Annotated in this window: 22 protein-coding genes and 3 rRNA genes; 11 read left to right on the forward strand and 14 right to left on the reverse strand. The window is 45.9% G+C overall.

Translation table 11 applies throughout. The features are described 5' to 3' along the window. The first annotated feature begins 90 nt into the window (after positions 1 to 90). Positions 91 to 1491: an RDD family protein gene (locus QUA07_RS05615; protein ID WP_333323282.1), complete on the forward strand. Its 1401-nt coding sequence runs from the start codon at positions 91 to 93 to the stop codon at positions 1489 to 1491. A 118-nt stretch (positions 1492 to 1609) separates the two neighbouring features. Here QUA07_RS05615 and QUA07_RS05620 read toward each other — a convergent pair whose 3' ends face one another. From QUA07_RS05620 to sufR, 9 genes are all read right to left on the reverse strand, one after another. Continuing rightward, positions 1610 to 2008 carry a transcriptional regulator gene (locus tag QUA07_RS05620; RefSeq protein ID WP_333323284.1) on the reverse strand — a complete coding sequence of 133 codons (399 nt, stop codon included), beginning with the start codon at positions 2006 to 2008 and terminating at the stop codon, positions 1610 to 1612. After that, on the reverse strand, positions 1992 to 2177 hold the full coding sequence (locus QUA07_RS05625; protein ID WP_333323475.1) for a type II toxin-antitoxin system HigB family toxin: 186 nt from the start codon (positions 2175 to 2177) through the stop codon (positions 1992 to 1994). Before QUA07_RS05625 ends, QUA07_RS05620 begins: the two co-directional genes overlap by 17 nt. A gap of 375 nt (positions 2178 to 2552) precedes the next feature. After that, a 5S ribosomal RNA gene (gene rrf, locus QUA07_RS05630) occupies positions 2553 to 2669 on the reverse strand. A 45-nt stretch (positions 2670 to 2714) separates the two neighbouring features. Next, positions 2715 to 2900, reverse strand: a complete 186-nt coding sequence (locus QUA07_RS05635) for a hypothetical protein (RefSeq protein WP_333323286.1) — start codon at positions 2898 to 2900, stop codon at positions 2715 to 2717. Beyond that, the gene (locus tag QUA07_RS05640; RefSeq protein ID WP_333323287.1) at positions 2878 to 3081 is read right to left on the reverse strand and encodes a hypothetical protein; all 204 of its coding nucleotides are present in this window, start codon (positions 3079 to 3081) and stop codon (positions 2878 to 2880) included. Before QUA07_RS05640 ends, QUA07_RS05635 begins: the two co-directional genes overlap by 23 nt. A gap of 134 nt (positions 3082 to 3215) precedes the next feature. Beyond that, a 5S ribosomal RNA gene (gene rrf / locus QUA07_RS05645) occupies positions 3216 to 3332 on the reverse strand. A 602-nt stretch (positions 3333 to 3934) separates the two neighbouring features. Beyond that, positions 3935 to 4051 (reverse strand): 5S ribosomal RNA (gene rrf, locus QUA07_RS05650). 196 nt (positions 4052 to 4247) lie between these two features. Beyond that, positions 4248 to 4655, reverse strand: coding sequence for a hypothetical protein (locus QUA07_RS05655; RefSeq protein ID WP_333323289.1), 408 nt, complete (start codon positions 4653 to 4655; stop codon positions 4248 to 4250). Between the two features lie 109 nt (positions 4656 to 4764). Continuing rightward, positions 4765 to 5463, reverse strand: a complete 699-nt coding sequence (gene sufR, locus QUA07_RS05660) for an iron-sulfur cluster biosynthesis transcriptional regulator SufR (RefSeq protein WP_333323290.1) — start codon at positions 5461 to 5463, stop codon at positions 4765 to 4767. A gap of 188 nt (positions 5464 to 5651) precedes the next feature. Here sufR and sufB point away from each other — a divergent pair, with 188 nt between their 5' ends. From sufB to QUA07_RS05685, 5 genes are all read left to right on the forward strand, one after another. Beyond that, on the forward strand, positions 5652 to 7094 hold the full coding sequence (sufB, locus tag QUA07_RS05665; protein ID WP_333207742.1) for a Fe-S cluster assembly protein SufB: 1443 nt from the start codon (positions 5652 to 5654) through the stop codon (positions 7092 to 7094). Between the two features lie 292 nt (positions 7095 to 7386). Continuing rightward, positions 7387 to 8178, forward strand: a complete 792-nt coding sequence (gene sufC / locus QUA07_RS05670; RefSeq protein WP_333323292.1) for a Fe-S cluster assembly ATPase SufC — start codon at positions 7387 to 7389, stop codon at positions 8176 to 8178. Continuing rightward, the gene (sufD, locus tag QUA07_RS05675) at positions 8175 to 9530 is read left to right on the forward strand and encodes a Fe-S cluster assembly protein SufD (RefSeq protein ID WP_333323294.1); all 1356 of its coding nucleotides are present in this window, start codon (positions 8175 to 8177) and stop codon (positions 9528 to 9530) included. Before sufC ends, sufD begins: the two co-directional genes overlap by 4 nt. A gap of 157 nt (positions 9531 to 9687) precedes the next feature. Next, a complete protein-coding gene (locus QUA07_RS05680; RefSeq protein WP_333323295.1) occupies positions 9688 to 10950 on the forward strand; it encodes a SufS family cysteine desulfurase in 1263 nt (420 codons plus the stop codon). Positions 10951 to 11080: 130 nt separating this feature from the next. Beyond that, complete coding sequence (locus QUA07_RS05685) at positions 11081 to 11713, forward strand: Uma2 family endonuclease (RefSeq protein ID WP_333323297.1); 633 nt, start codon at positions 11081 to 11083, stop codon at positions 11711 to 11713. A 97-nt stretch (positions 11714 to 11810) separates the two neighbouring features. On the opposite strand, the gene QUA07_RS05690 is transcribed toward QUA07_RS05685, so the two are convergent. Beyond that, a complete protein-coding gene (locus QUA07_RS05690) occupies positions 11811 to 12635 on the reverse strand; it encodes an NAD-dependent epimerase/dehydratase family protein (RefSeq protein WP_333323299.1) in 825 nt (274 codons plus the stop codon). Positions 12636 to 12747: 112 nt separating this feature from the next. Between QUA07_RS05690 and QUA07_RS05695 the strand changes: the two genes are divergently transcribed. Next, positions 12748 to 13602, forward strand: coding sequence for a DUF1232 domain-containing protein (locus QUA07_RS05695; protein ID WP_333323300.1), 855 nt, complete (start codon positions 12748 to 12750; stop codon positions 13600 to 13602). Between the two features lie 157 nt (positions 13603 to 13759). Here QUA07_RS05695 and QUA07_RS05700 read toward each other — a convergent pair whose 3' ends face one another. Then, positions 13760 to 14074 carry a zinc ribbon domain-containing protein gene (locus tag QUA07_RS05700; RefSeq protein ID WP_333323301.1) on the reverse strand — a complete coding sequence of 105 codons (315 nt, stop codon included), beginning with the start codon at positions 14072 to 14074 and terminating at the stop codon, positions 13760 to 13762. A 154-nt stretch (positions 14075 to 14228) separates the two neighbouring features. Between QUA07_RS05700 and QUA07_RS05705 the strand changes: the two genes are divergently transcribed. From QUA07_RS05705 to QUA07_RS05715, 3 genes are all read left to right on the forward strand, one after another. Next, on the forward strand, positions 14229 to 14402 hold the full coding sequence (locus QUA07_RS05705) for a hypothetical protein (protein ID WP_333323303.1): 174 nt from the start codon (positions 14229 to 14231) through the stop codon (positions 14400 to 14402). 41 nt (positions 14403 to 14443) lie between these two features. Then, positions 14444 to 15025, forward strand: a complete 582-nt coding sequence (locus tag QUA07_RS05710) for a hypothetical protein (protein ID WP_333084571.1) — start codon at positions 14444 to 14446, stop codon at positions 15023 to 15025. Between the two features lie 302 nt (positions 15026 to 15327). After that, a complete protein-coding gene (locus QUA07_RS05715; protein ID WP_333323304.1) occupies positions 15328 to 15801 on the forward strand; it encodes a TspO/MBR family protein in 474 nt (157 codons plus the stop codon). Positions 15802 to 16216: 415 nt separating this feature from the next. On the opposite strand, the gene QUA07_RS05720 is transcribed toward QUA07_RS05715, so the two are convergent. Both QUA07_RS05720 and hslO read right to left on the reverse strand, forming a co-directional pair. Continuing rightward, positions 16217 to 18280, reverse strand: coding sequence for a hypothetical protein (locus QUA07_RS05720; protein ID WP_333323306.1), 2064 nt, complete (start codon positions 18278 to 18280; stop codon positions 16217 to 16219). 246 nt (positions 18281 to 18526) lie between these two features. Further along, positions 18527 to 19426: an Hsp33 family molecular chaperone HslO gene (hslO, locus tag QUA07_RS05725; RefSeq protein ID WP_333323307.1), complete on the reverse strand. Its 900-nt coding sequence runs from the start codon at positions 19424 to 19426 to the stop codon at positions 18527 to 18529. A gap of 406 nt (positions 19427 to 19832) precedes the next feature. Here hslO and QUA07_RS05730 point away from each other — a divergent pair, with 406 nt between their 5' ends. Continuing rightward, a complete protein-coding gene (locus QUA07_RS05730) occupies positions 19833 to 20486 on the forward strand; it encodes a Crp/Fnr family transcriptional regulator (protein ID WP_333323308.1) in 654 nt (217 codons plus the stop codon). Between the two features lie 18 nt (positions 20487 to 20504). Here QUA07_RS05730 and QUA07_RS05735 read toward each other — a convergent pair. Continuing rightward, the coding region (locus tag QUA07_RS05735) for a CHAT domain-containing tetratricopeptide repeat protein (protein ID WP_333323309.1) at positions 20505 to 22487 on the reverse strand (1983 nt) is incomplete at its 5' end.

Consider the following 22487-nt stretch of genomic DNA (forward strand, 5'->3'; position numbering starts at 1 on the left):
GATTTTAAATCACCCTAACCTTCCTTCAGTCTTGTCTTATGGTACTCTGGCTGCTTAAAAACTGTCCGGAGTATTGTTAAAGGTGAGCTGGTGAAAGCGACGGCGGTTCCTGCCAGCTTTGTCCAAGATATAATGATTAATTCCCGCTGTAAGCGACAAGTGGTGATTCTTGACTGCTGCTTCAGTGGTGCTTTTGCACAAGGCATGACTGCCAAAGATGATGGGGTAGTCGATGTTCAAACTCAGTTAGGAGGTGAAGGACGGGCGGTTCTTACGTCCTCAACCTCTACGCAATACTCGTTTGAGCAACAGGGATCAGATCTATCGGTCTACACTCGCTATATTGTGGAAGGCATTGAGACAGGTGCTGCCGACCTAGACAGCAACGGCATGATTTCAATTGATAACCTACATGAATATACCTGCAAGAAGGTTCAGGAAGCTGCACCTGCCATGAAGCCCAAAATCTATGCTGTAGAGGAAGGGTTTAAGATTCAAATTGCTAAAGCGCCAGTGGGCGATCCCAAACTGCGGTATCGCCGAGAGGTTGAACGCTTTGCCAGTCGGGGTGAAATTTCCGACATCGGTCGCTATACGCTAGACGCTCTACAAAGGCAGTTAGGTTTGTCCTCAGCAGAAGCAACAGAAATTGAAGCTCAAGTTCTGAAACCTTACCAGGATTACAAGAAGAAGTTGGAGCAGTATGAGCAGGTATTTATCAAAGTGGCGCAACGAGAAAATCCCTTGAGTGCCTATACGCGCAGTGAGTTAAAGCGGTTTCAAGAAGTCTTGGGCTTAGAAGACAAAGACATTACTCCAATTGAACAGAGAATCATTCCACACAAAGAGGAACCTAAGCCTGATGTGTCTCAATCAAGTTCTGCCCAATCTTCAGCAACTGCTCCACCCCAAGTACAGCCTCAGCATCGGAGAGAAAACCCTTCTCAGCATCAAAGTCAGTCAGGAGAGCCGGAAGCACAAGCACGTGAATTAAAACCTAATCATGTCTTACGATATGCAGGTTTTTGGCGTAGAATTACTGCATTTTTAATAGATGGAGTTATATCATCTTGCGGGATAGCCTTGTTAAGCGTAATTTTTCTTGATGTTTTTAATTTGGTCGGCGGTAAAGGTCCTGTTTTTATATTTAATTATAAGAGTTATCAGTTTAATATATTGGCTTTTATTCCATTCATAGGATACTACACACTCATGGAACTTTCTCCTCTTAAAGCTACGGTAGGAAAATGGACTATGGGAATTGTTGTTACTGATTTAGATAGTAGTCGGATTTCACTCCCTAGAGCGATATTGAGATGCTTAATTTGGTTGTTTTCACTATGGTTGATTGGGTGGTTTTCACAATTGTGGAATTTATTAGGCGGTATAGGCATCTTGGTATTTGCAATACCTTTTTTTACTTTTTTTACATCCAAAAAGCAACAATGCTTACATGATCATTTGACAAAATGTGTGGTGGTTCGCAGATAAATATTGGTAGAAATGGACAGGAAGTTGCAATCGTATATGACTATTCGTGATAACGCTCAAATCTATGGAAAAGTTGTAGAAATCCATTTTGATTTTGGATACGAGTTACCGATCGCGATTAGATAAACAAACTAATATCTACGTGGAAAAAATCGGCTAATTTTCTGGCTTCATCTATTTCGATCGCCCTTCCACTAACAAAAATTTTCTCAACCTCAGTTTCCGTTCCCAAAACAGGAATCAAATCAAATTTGTCCAAATTTCTCGCATCCATTAAATGTTGCAACATTGAAGCAGCATTTCCTGCAGGAATTGGATAATTTTCAGATTCAAATTTTTCAATCAGCGTTATCAAAAGCTCCAGAAATAGCTCTTCCTCCAGCGATCGCATAGGGCGGTGTTCCAGTTCGCAAGCGAGAGCGATCGCGGCCTCGTTTTCTGCTTCATTTGCGATCGGTTTTGGTTGATACCGAACAAGTAAATCTGTATAAGATTTTGCATCAAAAGTACGGATCATTTTTCCACTCATCCTTATCATACTCAGCGTGAGTCAGAACATATTTGATGTAGATTCTTTGAGAAACATAAACCAAATCAACAATCAGCCGATAGCGATTTCCCTTAACATTAAATACGGTACAATTTCTGACTGACTCAGCTTTTGGATAAATCTGCTGAACATCAATTAGGTTCTGCCATTCCGCTTTACTTGAAACTCTAAGTCATAAAGTGCATCGCAGGAATCGGCATGGCTTTCACAGAAATCTCGCAGGATTTTTCGGCTGATAACACGCATTTCACCCTTGTTTTCCCAACTACACCAGATTTTGTTCTGGACTTACGCATTTGTCATATTACAATACTTCGGACAGTTTTTGATTGCCAACCGTAGAATAAGGGTTTCAAGGCGATTCGGCGATCGAACTACCAACGGAAAATCGAGGGTTTCAGCCTAAGAACTAAAAACAGTCCGGACTATTGATATTACAAACATCTGTAAATCCCCAAAAAACTAAAGCTCTTTTCCGTTGTTGCGGGAAAAGAGCTTTAATTTATTATTAACCTGGCACTGAGCTATTTTACCGGGCAGTGACCCGCCGAGTATCTTCGCCATAGCAACGTTTAACAACCGAGTTCGGGATGGATCGGAGTGGTTCCATTACATCATAAGCACCAGGAAAGCTTTGAAAACTTTTAATTTTGTGTCTGCGTTTAGCTTAATTCTAAGCTTGATGCGCTGCATCTCTTTCGCTCGACTTAATTACTGTATCAAGTTTTCCCCAGGCTGTCAACCCCTTGGTCAAAACTTTTTTTCGATCGCCTGAAACAGCCCCCAATCGCCGAGTTTGACTTATTATTTGCCAGTGGGAGCGATCGACCTTTAACTCACAAATCCAAAAACGCTGCATCGACACCCTGCTCTCTGGGAATCTTCCCGTCCTTCACAAACCACGCCACAACCTGCTTAACTGTTAATTGTTCGCTCGACCCTCCCGATTCTGTCGCAATTTGCCTCAACGGCTGCAAAGACGCAATTACCAAATTCGTAAAAAAGTTTTCAAAACTCGCATCAAGTTTGATCGACCACAAATCTGCTGCTGACCCAGAATATTGAGATTTCTACAAAGGGCCCAAGACCAGCTTTTGTGTAGATGAGTAATAATTCACCAAAAAATTAAAGCCCTTTTCCGTTGTTGCGGGAAAAGAGCTTTAATTTATTATTAACCTGGCACTGAGCTATTTTACCGGGCAGTGACCCGCCGAGTATCTTCGCCATAGCAACGTTTAACAACCGAGTTCGGGATGGATCGGAGTGGTTCCATTACATCATAAGCACCAGGAAAGCTTTGAAAACTTTTAATCCTGTGTCTGCGTTCTGCTTAATGCTAAGCTTGATGCGCTGCATCTCTTTCGCTCGACTTAATTACCTTATCAAGTTTTCCCCGGTCTGTCAACCCCTTGGTCAAAAGTTTTTTCGATCGCCCGAAACCGCTTGGATTATCTGGGTTTGAGGCCGGGTTTGGGTGCGCGGTCGATCGACCTTTTACTCACAAATCCAAAAACGCCGCCTCGGTTCCCTGTTCTCTGCGAATTTTCCCGTCCTTCTCAAACCACGCCACGACCTGCTTAACTGTTAATTGTTCGATCGCGCTTTCAGCTTCTATCGCAATTGCCTCTCATGCCGCAAAGACGCAATTACCAAATTCGTCAACAAGTTTTCAAAACTCGCATCAAGTTCGATCGACCCAAAATCTGCTGCTGGTTGCAAATATTGAGATTTCTACAAAACTGACACCAAAGACATCTTCAACAATTCTTGTGGGAAATAGGGGTTAAGCATCCAGCAGACCCAAGACGAGCTTTTGTGTAGATGAGTAATAATTCACCAAAAAACTAAAGCCCTTTTCCGTTGTTGCGGGAAAAGAGCTTTAATTTATTATTAACCTGGCACTGAGCTATTTTACCGGGCAGTGACCCGCCGAGTATCTTCGCCATAGCAACGTTTAACAACCGAGTTCGGGATGGATCGGAGTGGTTCCATTACATCATAAGCACCAGGAAAGCTTTGAAAACTTTTAATCCTGTGTCTGCGTTTTGTTTGATGCGCTGCATCTCTTTCGCTCGACTTAATTACCTTATCAAGTTTCCCCCTGTCTGTCAACCCCTTTATCAAAACTTTTTTTCGATCGCCCGAAACCGCTTGGATTATCTGGGTTTGAGGCCGGGTTTGGGTGCGCGGTCGATCGACCTTTTACTCACAAATCCAAAAACGCCGCCTCGGTTCCCTGTTCTCTGCGAATTTTCCCGTCCTTCTCAAACCACGCCACGACCTGCTTAACTGTTAATTGTTCGATCGCCCCTCCCGATTCTGTCGCAATTTGCCTCAAAGGCCGCAAAGACGCAATTACCAAATTCGTAAAAAAGTTTTCAAAACTCGCATCAAGTTCGATCGACCCTTTAATACTCTCATCATTCTTAATCCAATCCATCACCTGCCCATTAGTCACCTCAGCCACCGGCAAACCCCTCTCCTCAGAAATTTGCTTGAGCACCCTCAAAGCATAAATTGCCAGCCGTGCCGAAAACTTCTCCTTCGACGACAGCAGCGCCATATCAACTTCGGCACACTCTTCCGGCTTTAAAAAATCTGCTAGCGGTTCCATATATTAAAAATTGGTAATTGCTAATCGGTAATTGGTAATCCCTGACATCCGTGACATCCGTTACACTCATCCGTTGCCGAACTTTCATCCGTGACATCCGTGACATCCGTTAGAAAATCCGTTGCCGAACTTCTTCATTCTTCTTTGCAATCAAATAACCGCAGCGGTGTTCCCCATCAATAATCCAGTGAGTCCGCTCCACAATGCAATCCGGCAAAACCGCTGCAAACATTTCCAACTCATTACCGCAGACACTCGGAAAAGTTTCAGCAACATTAGAAATCGCGCAGTTGTGTTCCATCAACACAAATCGATCACCCAAACCAGCGCGATCGCACATCCCAACCTCTACCGATTCTACAGGATAACACTCAGCCATATAACCTTCAGCCCTGCGGAGTTCCATTAGCTTAGTCACCCGCTCTTCCAGCGAACCCGCACCCACCAGCCGCCGATACTCCGTCGCCTTGCGCTGCCACTGTTTTCGCAGGATAGTAATCACTTGCTCGCGGCCGACGGTTTCCGCCAAAGTATCCAAGAAAGAGACTGCAAAATCGCCGTAACGATTCGGGAATCGATCGCGCCCCAAACTGGTAAGCTCATAAATGTGCTGCGGCCGCCCCATCCCAGCCTGAACCGACTGATACTGAATCAGCCCCTCCGCTTCCAAATCCTTCAAGTGACGGCGAATTGCCTGCGGGCTGATATCCAAAGACTCCGCCAACTCAATAGCCGTCCCCTGCCCCACCTTGAGCAAATATTGCAGGATGTCTTGTTTCGTGGAAGTCTGCTGAGTAGTCTCCATCATCTTCACAAAAAATTATTAATTTGACTTTGACAATATCACTATTGTTAATGTAGCTTAAAATATAGTAAAGCAACAAAATTGTTGTTTAACTTCCCAGAGCAGTCCAGCAGAACTCGCTCAAGCCCAGACAGGCATTGCCCCGTCTGCCATCCAGAGAGCATTATCTAGAACACTGAACACGCAAAATAATGAGTTCTACCACAGTCAAAACCCTAGTCAACCAGCCCTACAAATACGGTTTCGTCACCGACATCGAATCAGACACCATCCCCCGCGGCTTGAGCGAAGATGTAGTCCGCCTGATTTCCGCCAAGAAAAACGAACCGGAATTCATGCTGCAATTCCGCCTCAAAGCATACCGGAAGTGGCTGACAATGACCGAGCCCACCTGGCCCCACGTCAACTATCCCGCGATCGACTACCAACAAATTATCTACTATTCCGCGCCCAAACAAAAGCCCAAAAAGCTCAACAGTTTGGACGAAGTTGACCCGACACTCCTAGAAACCTTCGAGAAACTCGGCATTCCCCTCTCCGAACAAAAACGGCTGGGAAATGTCGCCGTCGATGCCGTTTTCGACAGCGTTTCAATTGCCACAACATTTAGAGAAAAGTTAGCCAAAGATGGCGTTATTTTCTGTTCCATTTCAGAAGCCGTCAAAGATTATCCCGAATTAATAGAAAAATATCTCGGCAGCGTCGTACCAGTCGGCGATAACTTTTTCGCAGCCCTCAACTCCGCCGTATTCAGCGACGGTTCCTTCGTTTACATTCCCAAAGGCGTCAAATGTCCGATGGAATTGTCCACCTATTTCCGCATCAACAACGGAGATTCCGGCCAGTTCGAGCGCACCTTAATTGTCGCAGAAGAAAACAGTTCTGTGTCTTACCTCGAAGGCTGTACCGCCCCCATGTTTGACACCAACCAACTGCACGCCGCCGTCGTGGAATTGGTAACAATGGACAATGCCGACATCAAATATTCCACAGTGCAAAACTGGTACGCTGGCGACGCCAACGGCAAAGGCGGCATTTACAACTTCGTGACTAAGCGCGGTTTGTGTCAGGGAGTAAATTCTAAGATTTCTTGGACACAAGTAGAAACTGGTTCCGCGATTACTTGGAAATATCCCAGTTGCGTGTTAGTCGGCGACAACTCGGTGGGCGAATTCTACTCAGTAGCGCTGACAAACAACAAACAGCAAGCTGACACCGGCACCAAAATGATCCACGTCGGTAAAAACACTCGCAGCACGATTATTTCTAAGGGAATTTCTGCGGGAAATTCATCGAACAGCTATCGCGGTTTGGTGAAAATGGGGCCTAACTCTAAAGGCTCTCGTAATTACTCTCAGTGCGATTCCATGCTGATTGGGGATAACGCTCAAGCGAATACTTTCCCTTATATTCAAGTGCAGAACCATACTGCTAAAGTGGAACACGAAGCTTCTACTTCTAAGATTGGGGAAGAGCAATTGTTCTTCTTCGCACAGCGGGGAATTTCCGCAGAAAATGCTATTTCGATGATGATTAGCGGTTTCTGTAAAGATGTTTTCAATCAGTTACCGATGGAATTTGCGGCGGAAGCTGATAAGCTGTTGAGTTTGAAACTCGAAGGAAGTGTCGGATAATTTTCGCGGGCAAGAAACCCTTCCAGGCCGAGTCCATTGGTGACAACTTAAGCCCACCGTCCGCCAGGGAATGAATTCCCTGGCTAATAGCTAAAGTCCTCTAAAGAGGACTAATGAGTTTAAAAATTTTCTTCTCAGTCCTCTTCAGAGGACTTAAGCTTTGAGACAGGGAATTCATTCCCTGGCGGACTATCGGTTTCACGTTAAATTGTCACCAATGGACAGAGCCTAGGAACGAGAAGAACGAGAAGAAAAAACTGTAAAGTGCATTGAGGAATGAGGACAAAAATAGATGATTGTAGAAAATAGTCAAGTGGTGCTATCCGTCCGCGATTTAACTGCGAATGTGGAAGATACCCAAATCCTTAAGGGTTTGAATCTGGAAATTAAATCGGGTGAAATTCACGCGATTATGGGCCCCAACGGTTCGGGTAAAAGCACTTTATCCAAGATATTAGCCGGCCATCCTGCTTATACGGTAACGGGTGGAGAAGTTACTTTTTTGGGTCAAAACTTGCTGGAATTAGCGCCGGAAGAACGCTCTTTGGCGGGCGTATTCCTAGCTTTCCAATATCCTTTAGAAATTCCCGGCGTTAGCAATCTGGATTTCTTGCGCGTGGCTTACAATTCTCACCGCAAACATCGCGGCTTGGAAGAATTGGACGCTTTTGATTTCCAAGATTTAATCGAGGAAAAGCTAGATATTGTCAAGATGAATGATTCTTTTTTAGGCCGCAGCGTAAATGAGGGTTTTTCCGGTGGCGAGAAAAAGCGGAATGAAATTTTACAAATGGCGTTGTTGGAACCGAAATTAGCTATTTTGGACGAGACTGATTCGGGTTTGGATATCGATGCTCTCAAGATTGTCGCCGGCGGTGTGAATCATTTGTCAAATGCTGAAAATTCGATGTTGGTGATTACTCACTATCAGCGGTTGTTGAATTACATTATTCCTGATTTTATTCACGTCATGGAAGCCGGCCGAATTATCTTGACTGGCCCGAAAGAGTTGGCGCTGGAATTGGAAGAGCGCGGTTATGACTGGGTTGTGGAAGAGGAAGCAGCAGGAGTAGGCGCGCGATGATGAATACGCAAGTTGCTAGCAGGGAAATGTTTTTGACTGATTTGGTGAATCAGTGCGGCAAGTTGGAGGCTGCTAATAGCAAAAGTGCGGCCTACGGGTTGCAGGATTTGCGGGATGCGGCGACTGAATACGTCCTTGCTTCGAGTTTTCCGACGGTGAGGGATGAGGAATGGCGCTTTACTGATTTGTCGTCGGTGTTGCAAATTCCTTTTCATATACCCCAGAGCAATCAGTCAAAAGTTAAGCTGGCTGATATCATTATGCCAGTGAAAAATCGGGATGATTTACCATTAAGATTGGTATTTGTCAACGGTTTTTATGCACCGGATTTATCAACGGTGAATTTGCCGAATTTGCCGTTAGCGGAGCCCTCGAAGAGGATCGACTTTTACGCAGGTAATCTATCCAATGTACCCGAAAAATATCAAGGGCGCATCAGCGATGTTTTGAGCAAGCACAGACAGCAAACCGAGGTGTTTACGGCGCTGAATACTGCGGGTTTGGCGGATTCTGCGGTGGTGTTCGTGCCGGCCAATATGTCGATCGACCTTCCGATTCACTTGCTGTTCCTGACAGCACCAGGTGCATCTCCCACGATGTCCCAGCCACACTGCTTGGTCATAGCTGAGCCTGGAAGCAATGTGACGCTGGTTGAGGATTACACAACTATCGGAAATGTCGCTGCATTTACGAATGCTGTAACCGATGTTATGGTCGGCGAAAATGCTACTGTGAATCACGTTCGGCTGCAGCGGGAAGGTGGGGAAGTTGTTCATATCGGCAAAAGTGCGATCGAGCAATCTCGTAATAGCCGTTACACTTGCCATGCTATCAGCTTGGGAGGCAAAATATCGCGCCACAATTTAGAAGTTTTTCAGCGCGGCGAAGCCACTGAAACAACTTTAAACGGCTTAACCGTAGCCTTTGGCGAACAGTTATCAGACACTCACAGTGTAATCGATTTCAATCACCCCCACGGTACAAGCCGCCAATTGCACAAGTGCATTATCGGTAACAAAGCTCGCGCTGTATTTAACGGCAAAGTTTTCGTTCGCAAAGCCGCACAATTGACAGATGCCGGACAGTTGAGCCGGAATTTGCTGCTGTCGCCGAGGGCTCGCGTAGATACCAAACCGCAGTTGGAAATTGTCGCCGACAACGTTAAATGTTCCCACGGTGCAACTGTCAGTCAATTAGAAGATGATGAACTTTTCTACTTGCAAAGTCGCGGTTTGGATTTAGAAAGAAGTCGCTATTTGCTAATCGATGCTTTCGCGGCGGAAATGCTCAATCAATTACCGATTCTGGGCGTGGCAAAAATGCTTTCTACCTGTGTGGCTATCCAAGGATAACTCATAAAGATGAGGACACAGCAGTGCTGTGTCCCTACAACATCTTGCACCATTTATAACAGCCTGTAGGGGCGGGTTTCACGAATAATAATTGCCTAAAACCAACAATCTCGTAAACCCGCCCCCACCCAACGACAAATCACTAACTTCAAAAAATATGACACTTATTCAAGAAAAAACACTTGCCTCAAAAGTTCGTGGCGACTTCCCAATTTTGAATGAAAAAGTAAATGGTAAACCGCTAGTTTATTTAGACAATGCAGCTACCTCTCAAAAACCCCTAGCTGTACTCAACGCTTGGCGTGATTACTACGGACAATATAATGCAAACGTGCACCGCGGCGCTCACACTCTCAGCGCCAAAGCCACTGATGCTTACGAAGGTGCTAGAGACAAAGTTGCGGCGTTTGTAAATGCGGCATCGCGGCAAGAAATTGTTTACACTCGCAACGCCACCGAAGCGATTAATTTGGTTGCTTATTCTTGGGGTTTGAGCAATCTGCAAGCCGGAGACGAAATTATCCTGTCGGTGATGGAACACCACAGCAATCTCGTTCCCTGGCAAATGATTGCTCAAAGAACCGGTGCGGTGCTGAAGTTTGTCGAGTTAACGGAAACTAACGAGTTTGATTTGGAACAGTTTAAAACCCTGATTTCCCATAAAACAAAATTGGTGTCAACCGTTCACGTTTCTAATACTTTAGGCTGCATCAGTCCAGTAAAAGAAATCTGCGAAATAGCCCACAGTTTCGGCGCGAAAGTTTTAATAGATGCTTGTCAAAGCGTGCCGCACATGATAGTAGATGTGCAAGCAATAGATTGTGATTGGCTGGTTGCTTCCGGTCACAAAATGTGCGCTCCGACGGGTATCGGTTTTCTGTACGGTAAGCTGGACTTGCTGAGAGAAATGCCTCCGTTTTTCGGCGGCGGCGAGATGATTGCTGACGTGTTTCTCGATTATTCCACTTATGCCGATTTGCCGCACAAATTTGAGGCCGGCACGCCTGCAATCGGCGAGGCGATCGCCCTTGGTGCAGCAATCGATTATCTTAGTAACATTGGCATGGATAAGATTCACGCTTGCGAAGCAGAATTGACTGCTTATATGTTCCAACAATTGCGGCAAATTCCAGAAATCAAAATTTACGGGCCACAACCAGACAGCAACGGCGAAGGTAGGGCAGCTTTGGCGGCATTTACTGCGGGAGAAATTCACCCTCAAGACTTGTCTACCATGTTAGATCAGGAGGGAGTCGCGATTCGTTCCGGGCATCACTGCACGCAAGCTTTGCACCGCTATTTGAACATTTCATCTACGGCGCGGGCGAGTTTGTATTTTTACAATACTCGCGAGGAGATTGATGTGTTTGTGAAAGCGTTGAAAGAGACGATCGACTTTTTTGGTGGGATTATGGGGTAAGTTAATTAGTGATTGAAATGGCTTTTTTTTGAACCGCCGACATCTGCGGTTCAAAAAAAAACCTTTTTGATAGTATCTGGGCCTGTGGTAAAATAAAACTAGAGTTTTCTCAGCTCAAGGAGATTTTGAGATGATTGCTACTACTTCAAGTTTAGCCGAACAGAGAACACTGCTAGAAAACATTAGCTGGTCAACCTTTGAAACGTTGCTCAAAGAAATAGGCGATAAGCGAGGTTATCGCATAGCTTATGATAACGGGATGTTGGAAATTATGAGTCCTTTATACGAACATGAAAATCCCAAGATTCAGTCTGATCGCTTCATTTTCATTTTAGCAGAAGAACTCGGCATTGAAATCAAAAGTGCTGGCTCAATGACTCTCAAGCAAGAACAGGCTAAAAAGGGTATAGAACCTGACAATTGTTATTATATTCAAAGTGAACCAGCAGTCAGAGGCAGGCAAGAACTAGACTTAGAAACTGCCCCACCGCCCGACTTGGCAATTGAAATAGATATTACCAGCAGTTCAATTAATAAGTCAGGAATTTACTCGGCACTTGGCGTACCCGAGCTCTGGAGATATAACGGGCGAGTTTTAAAATTTTATCAGTTAGCTTCCGAGGAGTATGTTGAATGCAATTTCAGTATTGCTTTTCCCTTTTTATCATCAACAGAAATGAGTAGTTTTTTTGAGCAGACTAAAACAATGGGAGAAATTGCATTACTGAAATCATTTAGAATTTGGGTTAGGGAAAAAATCTAAAGCGGTGAATATCGCCCTTTCGTCCATCCGCGTTCATTGTGGCACGGGCGTCCCGCCTGTGAAAAAGATGCGGTTTAACAAAAGAGCGATAGCCAAACTAAAACTCCCTAATCTCAGGATGAACAAATTGATAACCAGCCGCCTTAATCTTTTGATTCGACACCCTAGCATTATAAGGCCGCACGCTAGGGCTTCCATCCCAAGAAACTTTAGGCAAATTATTAGCTTCAAAAATGCGATCGAGCAATTCACCACTGGATAGCGACACATCCCCGACTAAATTGTAAATTCCCTGCAATCGATTTTCCAAAGCAAAGGTTAACCCCCCAACAATATCATCCCGATGCACCCAATTAGTAGCATCTTCCCCCCTACCGGGACGAGTGCTACCAGCCCAGCCTCCAAAGATTTTAACTAATTCTCGCCCAGGCCCATAAATTCCTCCCAAACGGAGAATGCAGACTTGAAGATTGGGGCTAGATGCTGCTAATAAAACCCGTTCTGTTTCTGCGAGAATTTCACCATTTGGATTAGCCGCTGCGACGGGTGATTCTTCATTTACCAATTCACCTTGGCGATCGCCATACACAGAATAAGTACCCGTATAAATTACCTGCTTGATTGTCGGTATCTGCTTTAAAACCGATACTAAAGTTGTCGCAGTATCTAAATAACTTTCCCGATAAGCCTGAGAATTTGGAGCACCCACGCACAGCATAACAGCATCTTGTTCTTGCAATACAGCCGTCATGGCATCTTTGTCACTTCCTTTGAGCACGGCTACCCGCTGCGCGACCCCCTCCAACTCAACTACTCGCGTCGCCGTGGTAGTTGTCGCCGTCACGGTACAATCAGATTTGCCGCGTAAATGTTTGGCTGTCGCAGTCCCCACATAGCCGCAGCCGACGATCGCAACTTTCATAAAAAATTCTCCATTGTGTCATCCTCTCTAAAATTATTGCCGGTTTCTGAAATCATGGCGCGCTGAGTTTTGTGGTAAAATGCAAAGCGTCCTTATCAATCGGAGTAGCATCATGTCCGAAAGAGATATTTTTGCCACATCCTCAGAAAGCGAACTTTTAGCTTTTTATGGTTCTTTGTTTGCGATCGCAGCCGCCGATGGTTCCATTGATATTGATGAACTAGATTTGTTATTTAAAACCATAAATTTAGACAAATTTTCTGACTCTGCAAAGGCTCAAATCCAATCCTACACAGCCAGTCCCCCATCACTCAGCGACTGTTTGCAAACACTCAGCAAGTCAGAAGAAGCGCTGCGTTTGGGAGTCATGTATTTTTTAATTAACATTGTTGGGGCAAATAAGACGCTGCATCCTGCAGAAAGCGAGGCGATCCAATCCGCCAAAAAACTGCTGGCGGTTTCTGACTTGCAAATCCAAGCCATGCAGGAATTTATCGCAGACCTGAAACAAATACGAGAGGCCGCGCCCAATAAAAATCAGGCATCAGCATCCTTCAATTCTGCTGTTTCTCAGCTTAAAAATAAGGGCATTCCTCTCGATTTAATCGACCGAAAAGGAACCACAACCAACCTCAGCAACCCCAAAATTAACTATTCAGATGAAAGTTTTTGGACTAAACTTAAAAACTTTGCTTTAACCGCAGGAAGAGAAGTAGTTGAAAAAGCTTTGATTCTCTACTATACGGCTCAGAACCCAAACGTGCCTGCTTGGGCAAAAGGAGTTGTAGTTGGAGCTTTGACCTATTTTATATCTCCTGTTGATGCCATTCCCGATATATTAGTCGGTGTTGGATTTACAGATGATTTGGGAGTGTTACTGGCGGCAATAGCTACTGTTTCAGTTTACATTAATGCTGATACTAAAGAACAAGCCAAACAAAAAATGAAAGATTGGTTTGGTCAATAATATTATGTCCGGTTGAGCGTTTTGTGGTGTCGGCATCAGACTAATATAATCTGAATAATAAGCTGTTTTTAATAGATCAAATAAAGGACACTGCGCTGCCGTGTCCCTACATAATATCTGTAATTCACTCAACTGAAAACTTGATAATTATGGATTCTCAGTCTTTAATCGGCTTACCATCTCGATTGACAATACGGCTTTCACCATCCTTAGCCGTGACATTTTCATAAACCCCTTCATCCCGCTTCACGTACTTGCTGAAACCCGAATTTTTATAATCGGTGTCGGATGTCGGCTTCATCAACCTCGGAGCGCTCAGCAGTCGGCGTACCGGAGCATCTGGGGGAGTGTCACCGGGCTCGCACTTAGCCAACTCGCACAGTTGGGCCCAAGTCGAAACTTCCAGGTTCATGCTGTGCCAAACTTCTAACTGCTGGTTGTTTTCGGGACACAAATAATCGTATACAGGCATACTAAGAATCTCGTTTGCAACTACTAAAATTACTAATTGCACGGTTATTGAGAATATTATAGCTCAACATTACTAAGAATTCAAGCCCAACAATCAAACTTTACTATTTTTAACGGTTGTTGAAACCATAAATCAGCTATATTATTAACCCTGTGTGCTTGCTCCCGGATGCGATCGAGACAAAGCCCAAAAGTACGCTACCCTGAAATCTTCTGACTCGATCGCACGATCGCACGATCGACGGTTAGCAAATGCCCGCAAGACTTCCCTCAATGCCGTCACAGGATTGATCATCATTTTCAGACTGTACGCCAATCACACATTCTAAGTTTCAATTTTATTTATTTACTCACCAGCGAGGATTTACCGATGAGCGATTTCAAAGTTACGCCAGAAGTAGAGCTGAACACAGCTCAAATGTTGGAGCGATACCAACTGCAAGATGAAACAACTCTGCGGCGTTGGGCAAAACTGCACGGCATCAACAGCACTCGTGGTTTCTTCTATCCCAGTGAAGTAGATTTGATGGATCACGCTCACCACCATCTCTACAATTTGGGAATGAGCATTGCGGATTACCAAAGTCTTTTAGATCGGCGCCGCAGCCATTCCCAGACACCGGGCGACCAAAATAAAACAGTAGCAAGTCAAGTTGCTGACGAAGCATACGATGCCATAGAAACGCTAACCGATCAGTATGCTGAAGCTATTGATTTAATGGGAGAACGTATAGCAGACCATTTCATCGATGAACTCGATTTATCTGTGATGAGGCACCTTTCTAAAAAAGTGCAAGACCGGCGCACTCTCAACGGTCAAACCAAAAAGCCTAACCGTTTTCTCCAAGTGATTAAAGCCGTGTTGCAACCGAGCAGCGAAAATACGCTTCTGGTTCCGAAAAAAGAGGATGACTCTAGTTTAGAATTAGAACAACATCACCGCCTCGGCTAGTAGCCGATTTTTTTGAAAGACTAAGAGACTTTTTGTTCAATTTACTGGTAAATTTTACTAAAAAGCAGACTCGATCCCTCCCCTTGTCAAGGGGAGGAAGCAAGAGTCACATTTTTTATATTATGAAACGGAATAGAAAAAAATAAATTGAGGTTTCCCAGAAGTCTAAATTAGTTGTCAACTGATGTTGGGGTTTCGCAACTGGGCCCAATCTAATATAACTAGGCACAGATTGCGCGATCGCCAAAATCCGAGATAATATCTGCTGAATCGAACCCGTCAACCTCGCCCAAGGTAACAAAATGATTAAATCCTGGATGGTAATTGGAGGAGTCGCCTTTGTAGTAGCTTTAGCTGCTAACATAATCGCGCCCAGCGACATCCAATGGTTCAACCGCTTACAGCGTCCCAGATGGCTAGTATTTGAAAAAGCAATTCCCCTAATTTGGACAGTAATTTTTATTTGTGCAGCTTGGTCAGCAGTGATTGTTTGGGAAAAAGAACCAGGAACTCAGGAGACTTGGCTGAGAATGGGTTTGTACCTGCTTTTAGAAATAGTAACTATGTCTTACACCTCGGTTATGTGCAAAGTTAGGAGCCTAAAAGTCGGCACAATAATCGGCGGAACTGGCGCTATTTTAAGCGTAATGCTAGCTTTAAGTGTCTTGCAAGTTTCGGAGCCGGCCGCCCTGTTATTGCTACCTTACATACTTTGGAGTCCGATCGGCACTTACACCACTTGGGCAATGATGCACCTGAATCCGGCGGATGTTTAATTGATCTAAAATTACAGGTAATTGGTAATTGATCATTGGGAAAAAGGTAATTGCTAAGATGTACCTCACCCAATAGAAAACTGCTATAGCAAGCCTCGTATCAATTGTGAAGTCTTTCTCTTGTCTCTCTTCTCTTCCTTTTCTTCCTACCCTACCCTTCGGGAACCCCTGCGGGGAACGGGAACGGCTTCGCCGAACGCGCCCTTTGCGTCTTCGCGGTTCGTTAAATAGAGATTCTCTGAGTTTTATCGCGTGGTGGGGGTGGCTTTATTTAATTTGTTGGCAATGTGAGGATTATTCGTAAACCCACCCCTAGAAGTTGATTGAGAATGATGGTTGATTTGAGTTAAAACTCAAATCAAGCACTAATTCTCAGACTTTAAACCCCCGCCCAATGTCGGGCAAACCAGTTAACCTAACGATTGCCAGAGCTGGTCGGAGGCTCAATTTCCGGCGGTTCAGGAGGGGGAGATTCAGACTCAGGAGGATTCAGCGACTCCTCCCAAACTTTGATTTGCGATCGAGCTTGCTCAAAAGCCCGAGTCCCCGAGGGAATTTTCTTCAAAGTCGCGATCGCCCCAGCCAGATCCGACGACGACTGTTCCACACCAAGCGCCAAAATCCGCTGGCTCCACTCATCAATCGCCTCACTCGCCTGCCACCGGAGCGAACTCGACTCGGGAACCTGACTTGCCAGCGCAATAGCCGTTTGCAAAGCCTCAGCAGTCCCGGCTCGGGCCGTCTGACGGGCGTTCTGCAAACCTTGCTCGCCCTGAAATTGAGCCTCCCAAGTCCGAATGTTCGATCGAGCTTCCTCATAAAGCACCCGTCCCGATCGAATCCGGCGGGCCATCTCAATTGCCCCCGCCAAATTGCCGCTCGCCGCTAGCTGCTGAGCTCTATCCAAAAACGGCTGGTCAACAAGCCGCTGTCTCCTGTCGATCCAAGCTTGAATTTTGGCTTGAGCTTCCACGTAAAGCGCCCTACCTCTAGCTATCCGAGAAGCTTGAGCAACGGCGGCTTCCAGAGAATTCGGATCCCCCGTACTCGCCAAATCGTTCGCTCTTTGCAAATACGGACTGTCTTCCAGCAGCTCGATTTGACGGCTCAAGCGGCTAATTTGACTGCGAGCTTCCGAAGCGCGGGGATTGGATTCCGGGACTGTTTGCAATTGCGCGATTGCAGCCCTCAAATCATTTACCCCACCCGGCGCCGCCAGCCTGCTTGCCAAATCCAAAACTTTCACATCAGCCATTTCTTGTTGCCAGCGGCCGACTAAATCTTGAGCTTGTTTGTATAAAGGGCGGCCGGACTTCAACTTTTGAGCAATCTCGATCGCCTTGGAGAAACCCTCAACAGAGCCAGTCAAAGCCTGAGAAGTAGCATTCGCCAACTCATTAAAATCTTGTACTTGTTCCCTTAAATTTGCCGACTCTGGAATCTTGTTAGCGATCGCCATCGCCTCCTGCCAATCCCCTGCCTGCAATCGTTTTTGGGCGATATCCAAAATTTTCTTGCTAAATTCCGCGATCGCCTTATTGGCAGCTTGATACAAATAACTGTTTTGACCAATGCCCTGAGCCAGCTTAATCCCCGTCACCAGATTGTCGAGACCTCCCTCGGAGGCTGTATTCCGGGCTTTTACCAACTTATTGCCCTCAGCCCGAGTCGTCTGAATTAGCTTAGTCAATTCCTCGTACTTAGCCGATTCCCAGAAAGTATTTCCCAAATCCAAAAGCAGAGTCGCTTGGCGGAAAGCCAGCGGCCACTCTTCCTGACGCAAGTGGTCTTCCGCCGTGCGGTAAATTTTCTCTGCATCGCTCCATATCGACTGCCACGTTTCAATCTGCTTTTCCACCTTCGGGTAAGCGGGAACGTTTTTAGGAACCTTGTTCGCTATCGCAATCGCCGCCTCCAGCTTTCCTTCTTGGAAACTAGCATTTCCCAGCCTGAGAATATCCTCCGACCACCGATCGATTTGAGTGTTAATTCTCGGCCGCAGCGGATGGTTTTGTGGCAAAGCATTCACTAATTCGATCGCCCTGAGCAAATCATCCGCCGTCCGCTTGCTTGCTGCTTCTTGAGCACAAAAAAAGCGATCGTTAGCAGAAGCCGTCGGCCAAAAAATCTTTGAGCAATTCGACTGCGAGGTCAGGTTGAGTAAAGACGCAATTGCCACAAACCCCATACCCACCGATAGCATCAAACTCAGCGCCAGCCAAAACTGCCACTTATTCGACCAGTTCCGCCAAAACGGATTGTGTTCCCCCGGCGGCTGCGAGTTTTCCCCAGACAAATTCGGCGGTAGTTCCAGATGCCCTCCCGGCAGTTTTCCCGAAGTAACCAACTCTCGGAGCTCTTTAAGTCGTTCAGCCCGGTTTTTCCTTGCTGGTAAGCGCACCAGCGACGAAGTATCCTTTGTTGACTCCAAGGATTCTGATGCAGACCAACGGCCTGGTATTTTGCGATCTTGACTCATATCCTCACCACAAACAGCAACCAGCCAGCGTTAGTTATTTAAAAACTGCGAGCGCTGCTATCAACTGCTCTATAAAATGTATTCATCACTTTTACATACTCCCGTCGGCCCCAGACTGCAAGAGCCGATCGCCAAACCGCCAAAATCAAAATTTTGTGATTAGGTAATTGATAATGCGTAATTGGCAATTGGTCAAGGCCATCATCCCTAACTCGCACTCAATACAGCCAATTACACATTATCGTCTCAAGAACCGGAGTTTGAGCGCAAATCGCCGATCAGTTCCGCAAGTTGGTCGCTATTAGCTTGGTAAACCTCGTTGCAGAAATGGCACGTAGCCTCAGCCCCCCCATCTTTTTCAATCATGTCTTGGAGTTCCGCTTCGCCCAACATTTTCAAAGCTCCCAAAACTCGATCGAACGAACAGCCACAGTCAAAGCGCACCATCTGAGTTTCCGGGAAAATTTCCAGGCCCATATCTCCCAGTAACTCTTCGAGAATCTGGTGCAGCGTTTTGCCCGATCGCAGCAGCGGCGTAAAGCCCGACAATTCAGCAACTCTAGATTCTAAAGTTTGCACCAATTTTTCGTCCGTTGCCGCCTTCGGCAGAACCTGCAACAGCACACCTCCAGACGCTTCTACCCCGCCCGCCCCCACAAACACCCCCAAAACCAGAGCCGAAGGCGTTTGCTCCGAGGTTGCCAAATAGTGAGTCAGATCGTCGCCAATTTCGCCGGAAACCAATTCCACCGTACTTGAATAAGGGAAGCCATATCCAACGTCCCGCACCACGTACAAATAACCGTCACCTATTGCCCCGCCGACATCGAGTTTGCCTTTAGCATTGGGCGGCAGTTCCACTTCGGGATTCTCCACATAACCTCGAACTGTTCCATCGAGTCCCGCATCAATCAGAAGCCCGCCGAGCGGCCCATCTCCTTTGATTCGAATGTTGACTCTCGATTCGGGCCGCTTCATGCTGGAGGCGAGTAACAGCCCCGCCGACATCGTGCGGCCGAGGGCGGCTGTAGCCACGTAGGAGAGCTTGTGCCGCTGTCTTGCTTCTTCGGTGAGGCGGGTGGAAATGACGCCTACAGCGCGAATTCCGCCCTCTGCGGCTGTAGCGCGAATTAATTGATCGGCCATGAAAAACCTTACTTTGTCTTTTGATACCTTCTTGAACTATTTTATAAGTTCTTGAAGGTTGTGGCAGCAGAGAGCAGCAGTTGACTCAGCGGGTCTGGATGTGCGATCGAACTTCAGAACTCGCCTCGGTTTTCTATTTAACGTTAATTAACAGAATATTTATTAACAAATATTCTGCGGATTTTTTCAAATTAAATATTTATTTGAAAAAGCCCGAATAACGAGTACATTTATTGTCTTTAAGCCAGCGGATAGTCAGTCATTATTTTATAACAACTAACAACTAATGACTAATGACTAAAGCTTATCTTGGCGCTAACCAGACGATTACCAAACCTTTACCTTGGTCGGTTAGAGTCAGAGGCGTAGGTCTCAGACAAATGTTTTTTAGCTGGAAATAAGGGATATGCCACCAACATCCAAAGCACTTTTAGCGGAAATCCAGCATAACACAGGAGCGACTCGAAACTTGCATTTTTATGCCAAGGGCGAAACCATTCCTATGATGTCGCATGGTCTTTGGCGAGTCTGTCAAGGTCTAGCACAACTGAGTACGCTTTATCCAAACGGGGAAGAAGGACTTTTGGGTTGGGTTGGGCCTTCGATGTGCTTCGGTTTGTGGTTGACAAGCTTGCAAACTTACCGAGCTACGGCGACATCAGATATTTATTTGATGTGGTATTCTATGGTGGAAATCGAAGCTTCTCCTCAATTGGCTCACGAGTTGCTGCCTCAAATGGTACGGCGGCTGCGGCAAATGGAAGCAATTTTAGCGATCGCCGGACAGCGGCGGGTAGATGACCGTTTGTATCAGCTACTGCTATTATTGCAACAGGAATTCGGTCAGCCTGTGGTTGAGGGAACTCGTTTGAATATCCGCTTGACACATCAAGATATTGCTAATGCGATTTGCACGACGCGGGTAACAGTAACTCGAATGCTGGGAAAATTGCAGCAGCAAGGGTTAATCAGTCGAGATGGCGATCGGCATTTAATTCTTAACAAAGATGTTTTTGCCTCCACGTCCGATTTGTTTGGCTGCAACCCTCAAGCTGTGTAGCAAGCGCCGAAAAAAATCTTATTCTGCTTCGCCAATCAGCGTAAACGCGGCCCAATCTTGCGGATTTGGGTGCATCTTCATTGTCATCAGCATCGCTTGCCGCAAAGCTTGAGCTTTATTCGGGTTTAGCTGTAACTGGCGATAGAATTCTGCCATTAATTCCGCTGTCGGCTCATCGGGCACAAACCACAGAGAAACGATTATACTGGAAACACCAGCACTAATTAAAGCACGAGATAACCCAAGCACACCATCGCCTGTCAGTTTTCCTCTGCCAGTATTGCAAGCACTTAATACCACTAATTCAGCATTTAATTTTAAATCCAAGATTTCGCTCGAAGTCAGCAATCCGTCATCATTTCCTGATGGAGCAAGGGCGATCGCTCCTGGCAAATCTCGCCTCTTCACTTCATTGAGTAATCCGTGAGTTGCCAGATGAATAATCCGGGCTTTTAGCATCTGTTGAACAATCGATGCTTTAGTTGCTTGAGTGCCTGTAATCGGTTTAGTATTCAGAAGTTGGGCAATTGTAATTGCTTCTTGTTCACTGCCCGGTAAGGGATCTAATTGGCGCGGCGGGTTGCCAATTTTGGGCATAATTGGATTGCCGACGACGAGGTTATTTTGCAGAGAAAGTTGTCGGACTTTTTGCCGTGATTGGCGGGTTAACTGCAAAATTTGAATGGCGGGAGCAGTGAGGATGGTATGTTTTTCAATCAGATATTGACCTGTCGGATCTTGTAAGGCGACAAAGGGAACTAAAAACAGGGATTGATGGGGAATGAAGATGACCGGAGCATTCGGGTCAGTAGGTAAAAGATCGGCAATGGGTTGAATCAGTAGTTGATAACTTTGCTGTAATTTGCGGTAGATTATCCGAGAATTAGCATGGGTAGAAGCAGGGGGATTAGCTGTTTGTTTATTGGCAACGTCCCCCCATACACCCAGAGGATCGCGAGTGCCGCGAATCATCTCAGCTAAGGCTGTATCTGGCTCGTTTAATCCTCTCCTCCCGGTAGCAGCAGATACTCTTGTCTGTTCGGTGGCTTCGGGTAAATTGATGTTCAGAGTTTTGAGGTCAACTGAGCGAAATGTAATTTCACCAGTCGGCTTGATGACCCAAATATAAAGGGCTTCATTCCAAATAGTTGAATACTCGACGAGGGTAGCGTTTTGCTCTTTAGCAATTTGTTGAATTTGCTGGATATTGGGCGGGTTGATAGTAGGTGTGACAGAGGCAGATGCGACAAGGCGAGATGCCAATAACTCCACAAAAGCTCGGGCTCTACCCCGTTCGGCAATTTCTAAAGCGTCATTAGTTTTTTTCTGAGCAATGAAGATTTTTTGTAAAGTGACGTAGGGGCTAGTTTGGGTTTCAAATATTGACACTTTATTGGCATCGTCTAATCCAGCACGGAGAGATTCCAAAACTTTAATACTATCAAGTAGGGTTTTCTCTGCTGCTGGGAGATTGCCAGATTTGGAGAGAGCAAGTGCTAGATTGTTGAGAGCCGCCCCCTCGCTTTGGCGGTGTTTAATTTCGCGCGCGATCGCCAACTGCTGCTGAGCGTACTCGATCGCTTTGGCGTAGTCGCCGAGGTAAAAGTAAGCACTTCCCAGATTTCCCAGAGCCCCCCCCTCGCTTTCGCGGTCTTTAATTTCTCGCGCGATCGCCAATACCTGCTGAGCGTACTCAATGGCTTTGGCGTAGTCGTCGAGGTAAAAGTAAGCAGTTCCCAGATTTCCCAGAGCCCCCCCCTCACTTTTGCGGTGTTTAATTTCTCGGGCGATCGCCAAATACTGCTGAGTGTACTCGATCGCTTTGGCGTAGTCGCCGAGGGAAAGGTAAGCACTTCCCAGATTTCCCAGAGCTTTCCCCTCACTTTCGCGGTCTTTAATTTCTCGCGCGATCGCCAACCACTGCTGAGCGTAATCGATCGCTTTGGCGTAGTCGCCGATGTTACGGTAAGCACTTCCCAGATTTCCCAGAGCTTTCCCCTC

The organism is Microcoleus sp. T3_A4 (genome assembly GCF_036700465.1).
Lineage (GTDB): Bacteria > Cyanobacteriota > Cyanobacteriia > Cyanobacteriales > Microcoleaceae > Microcoleus.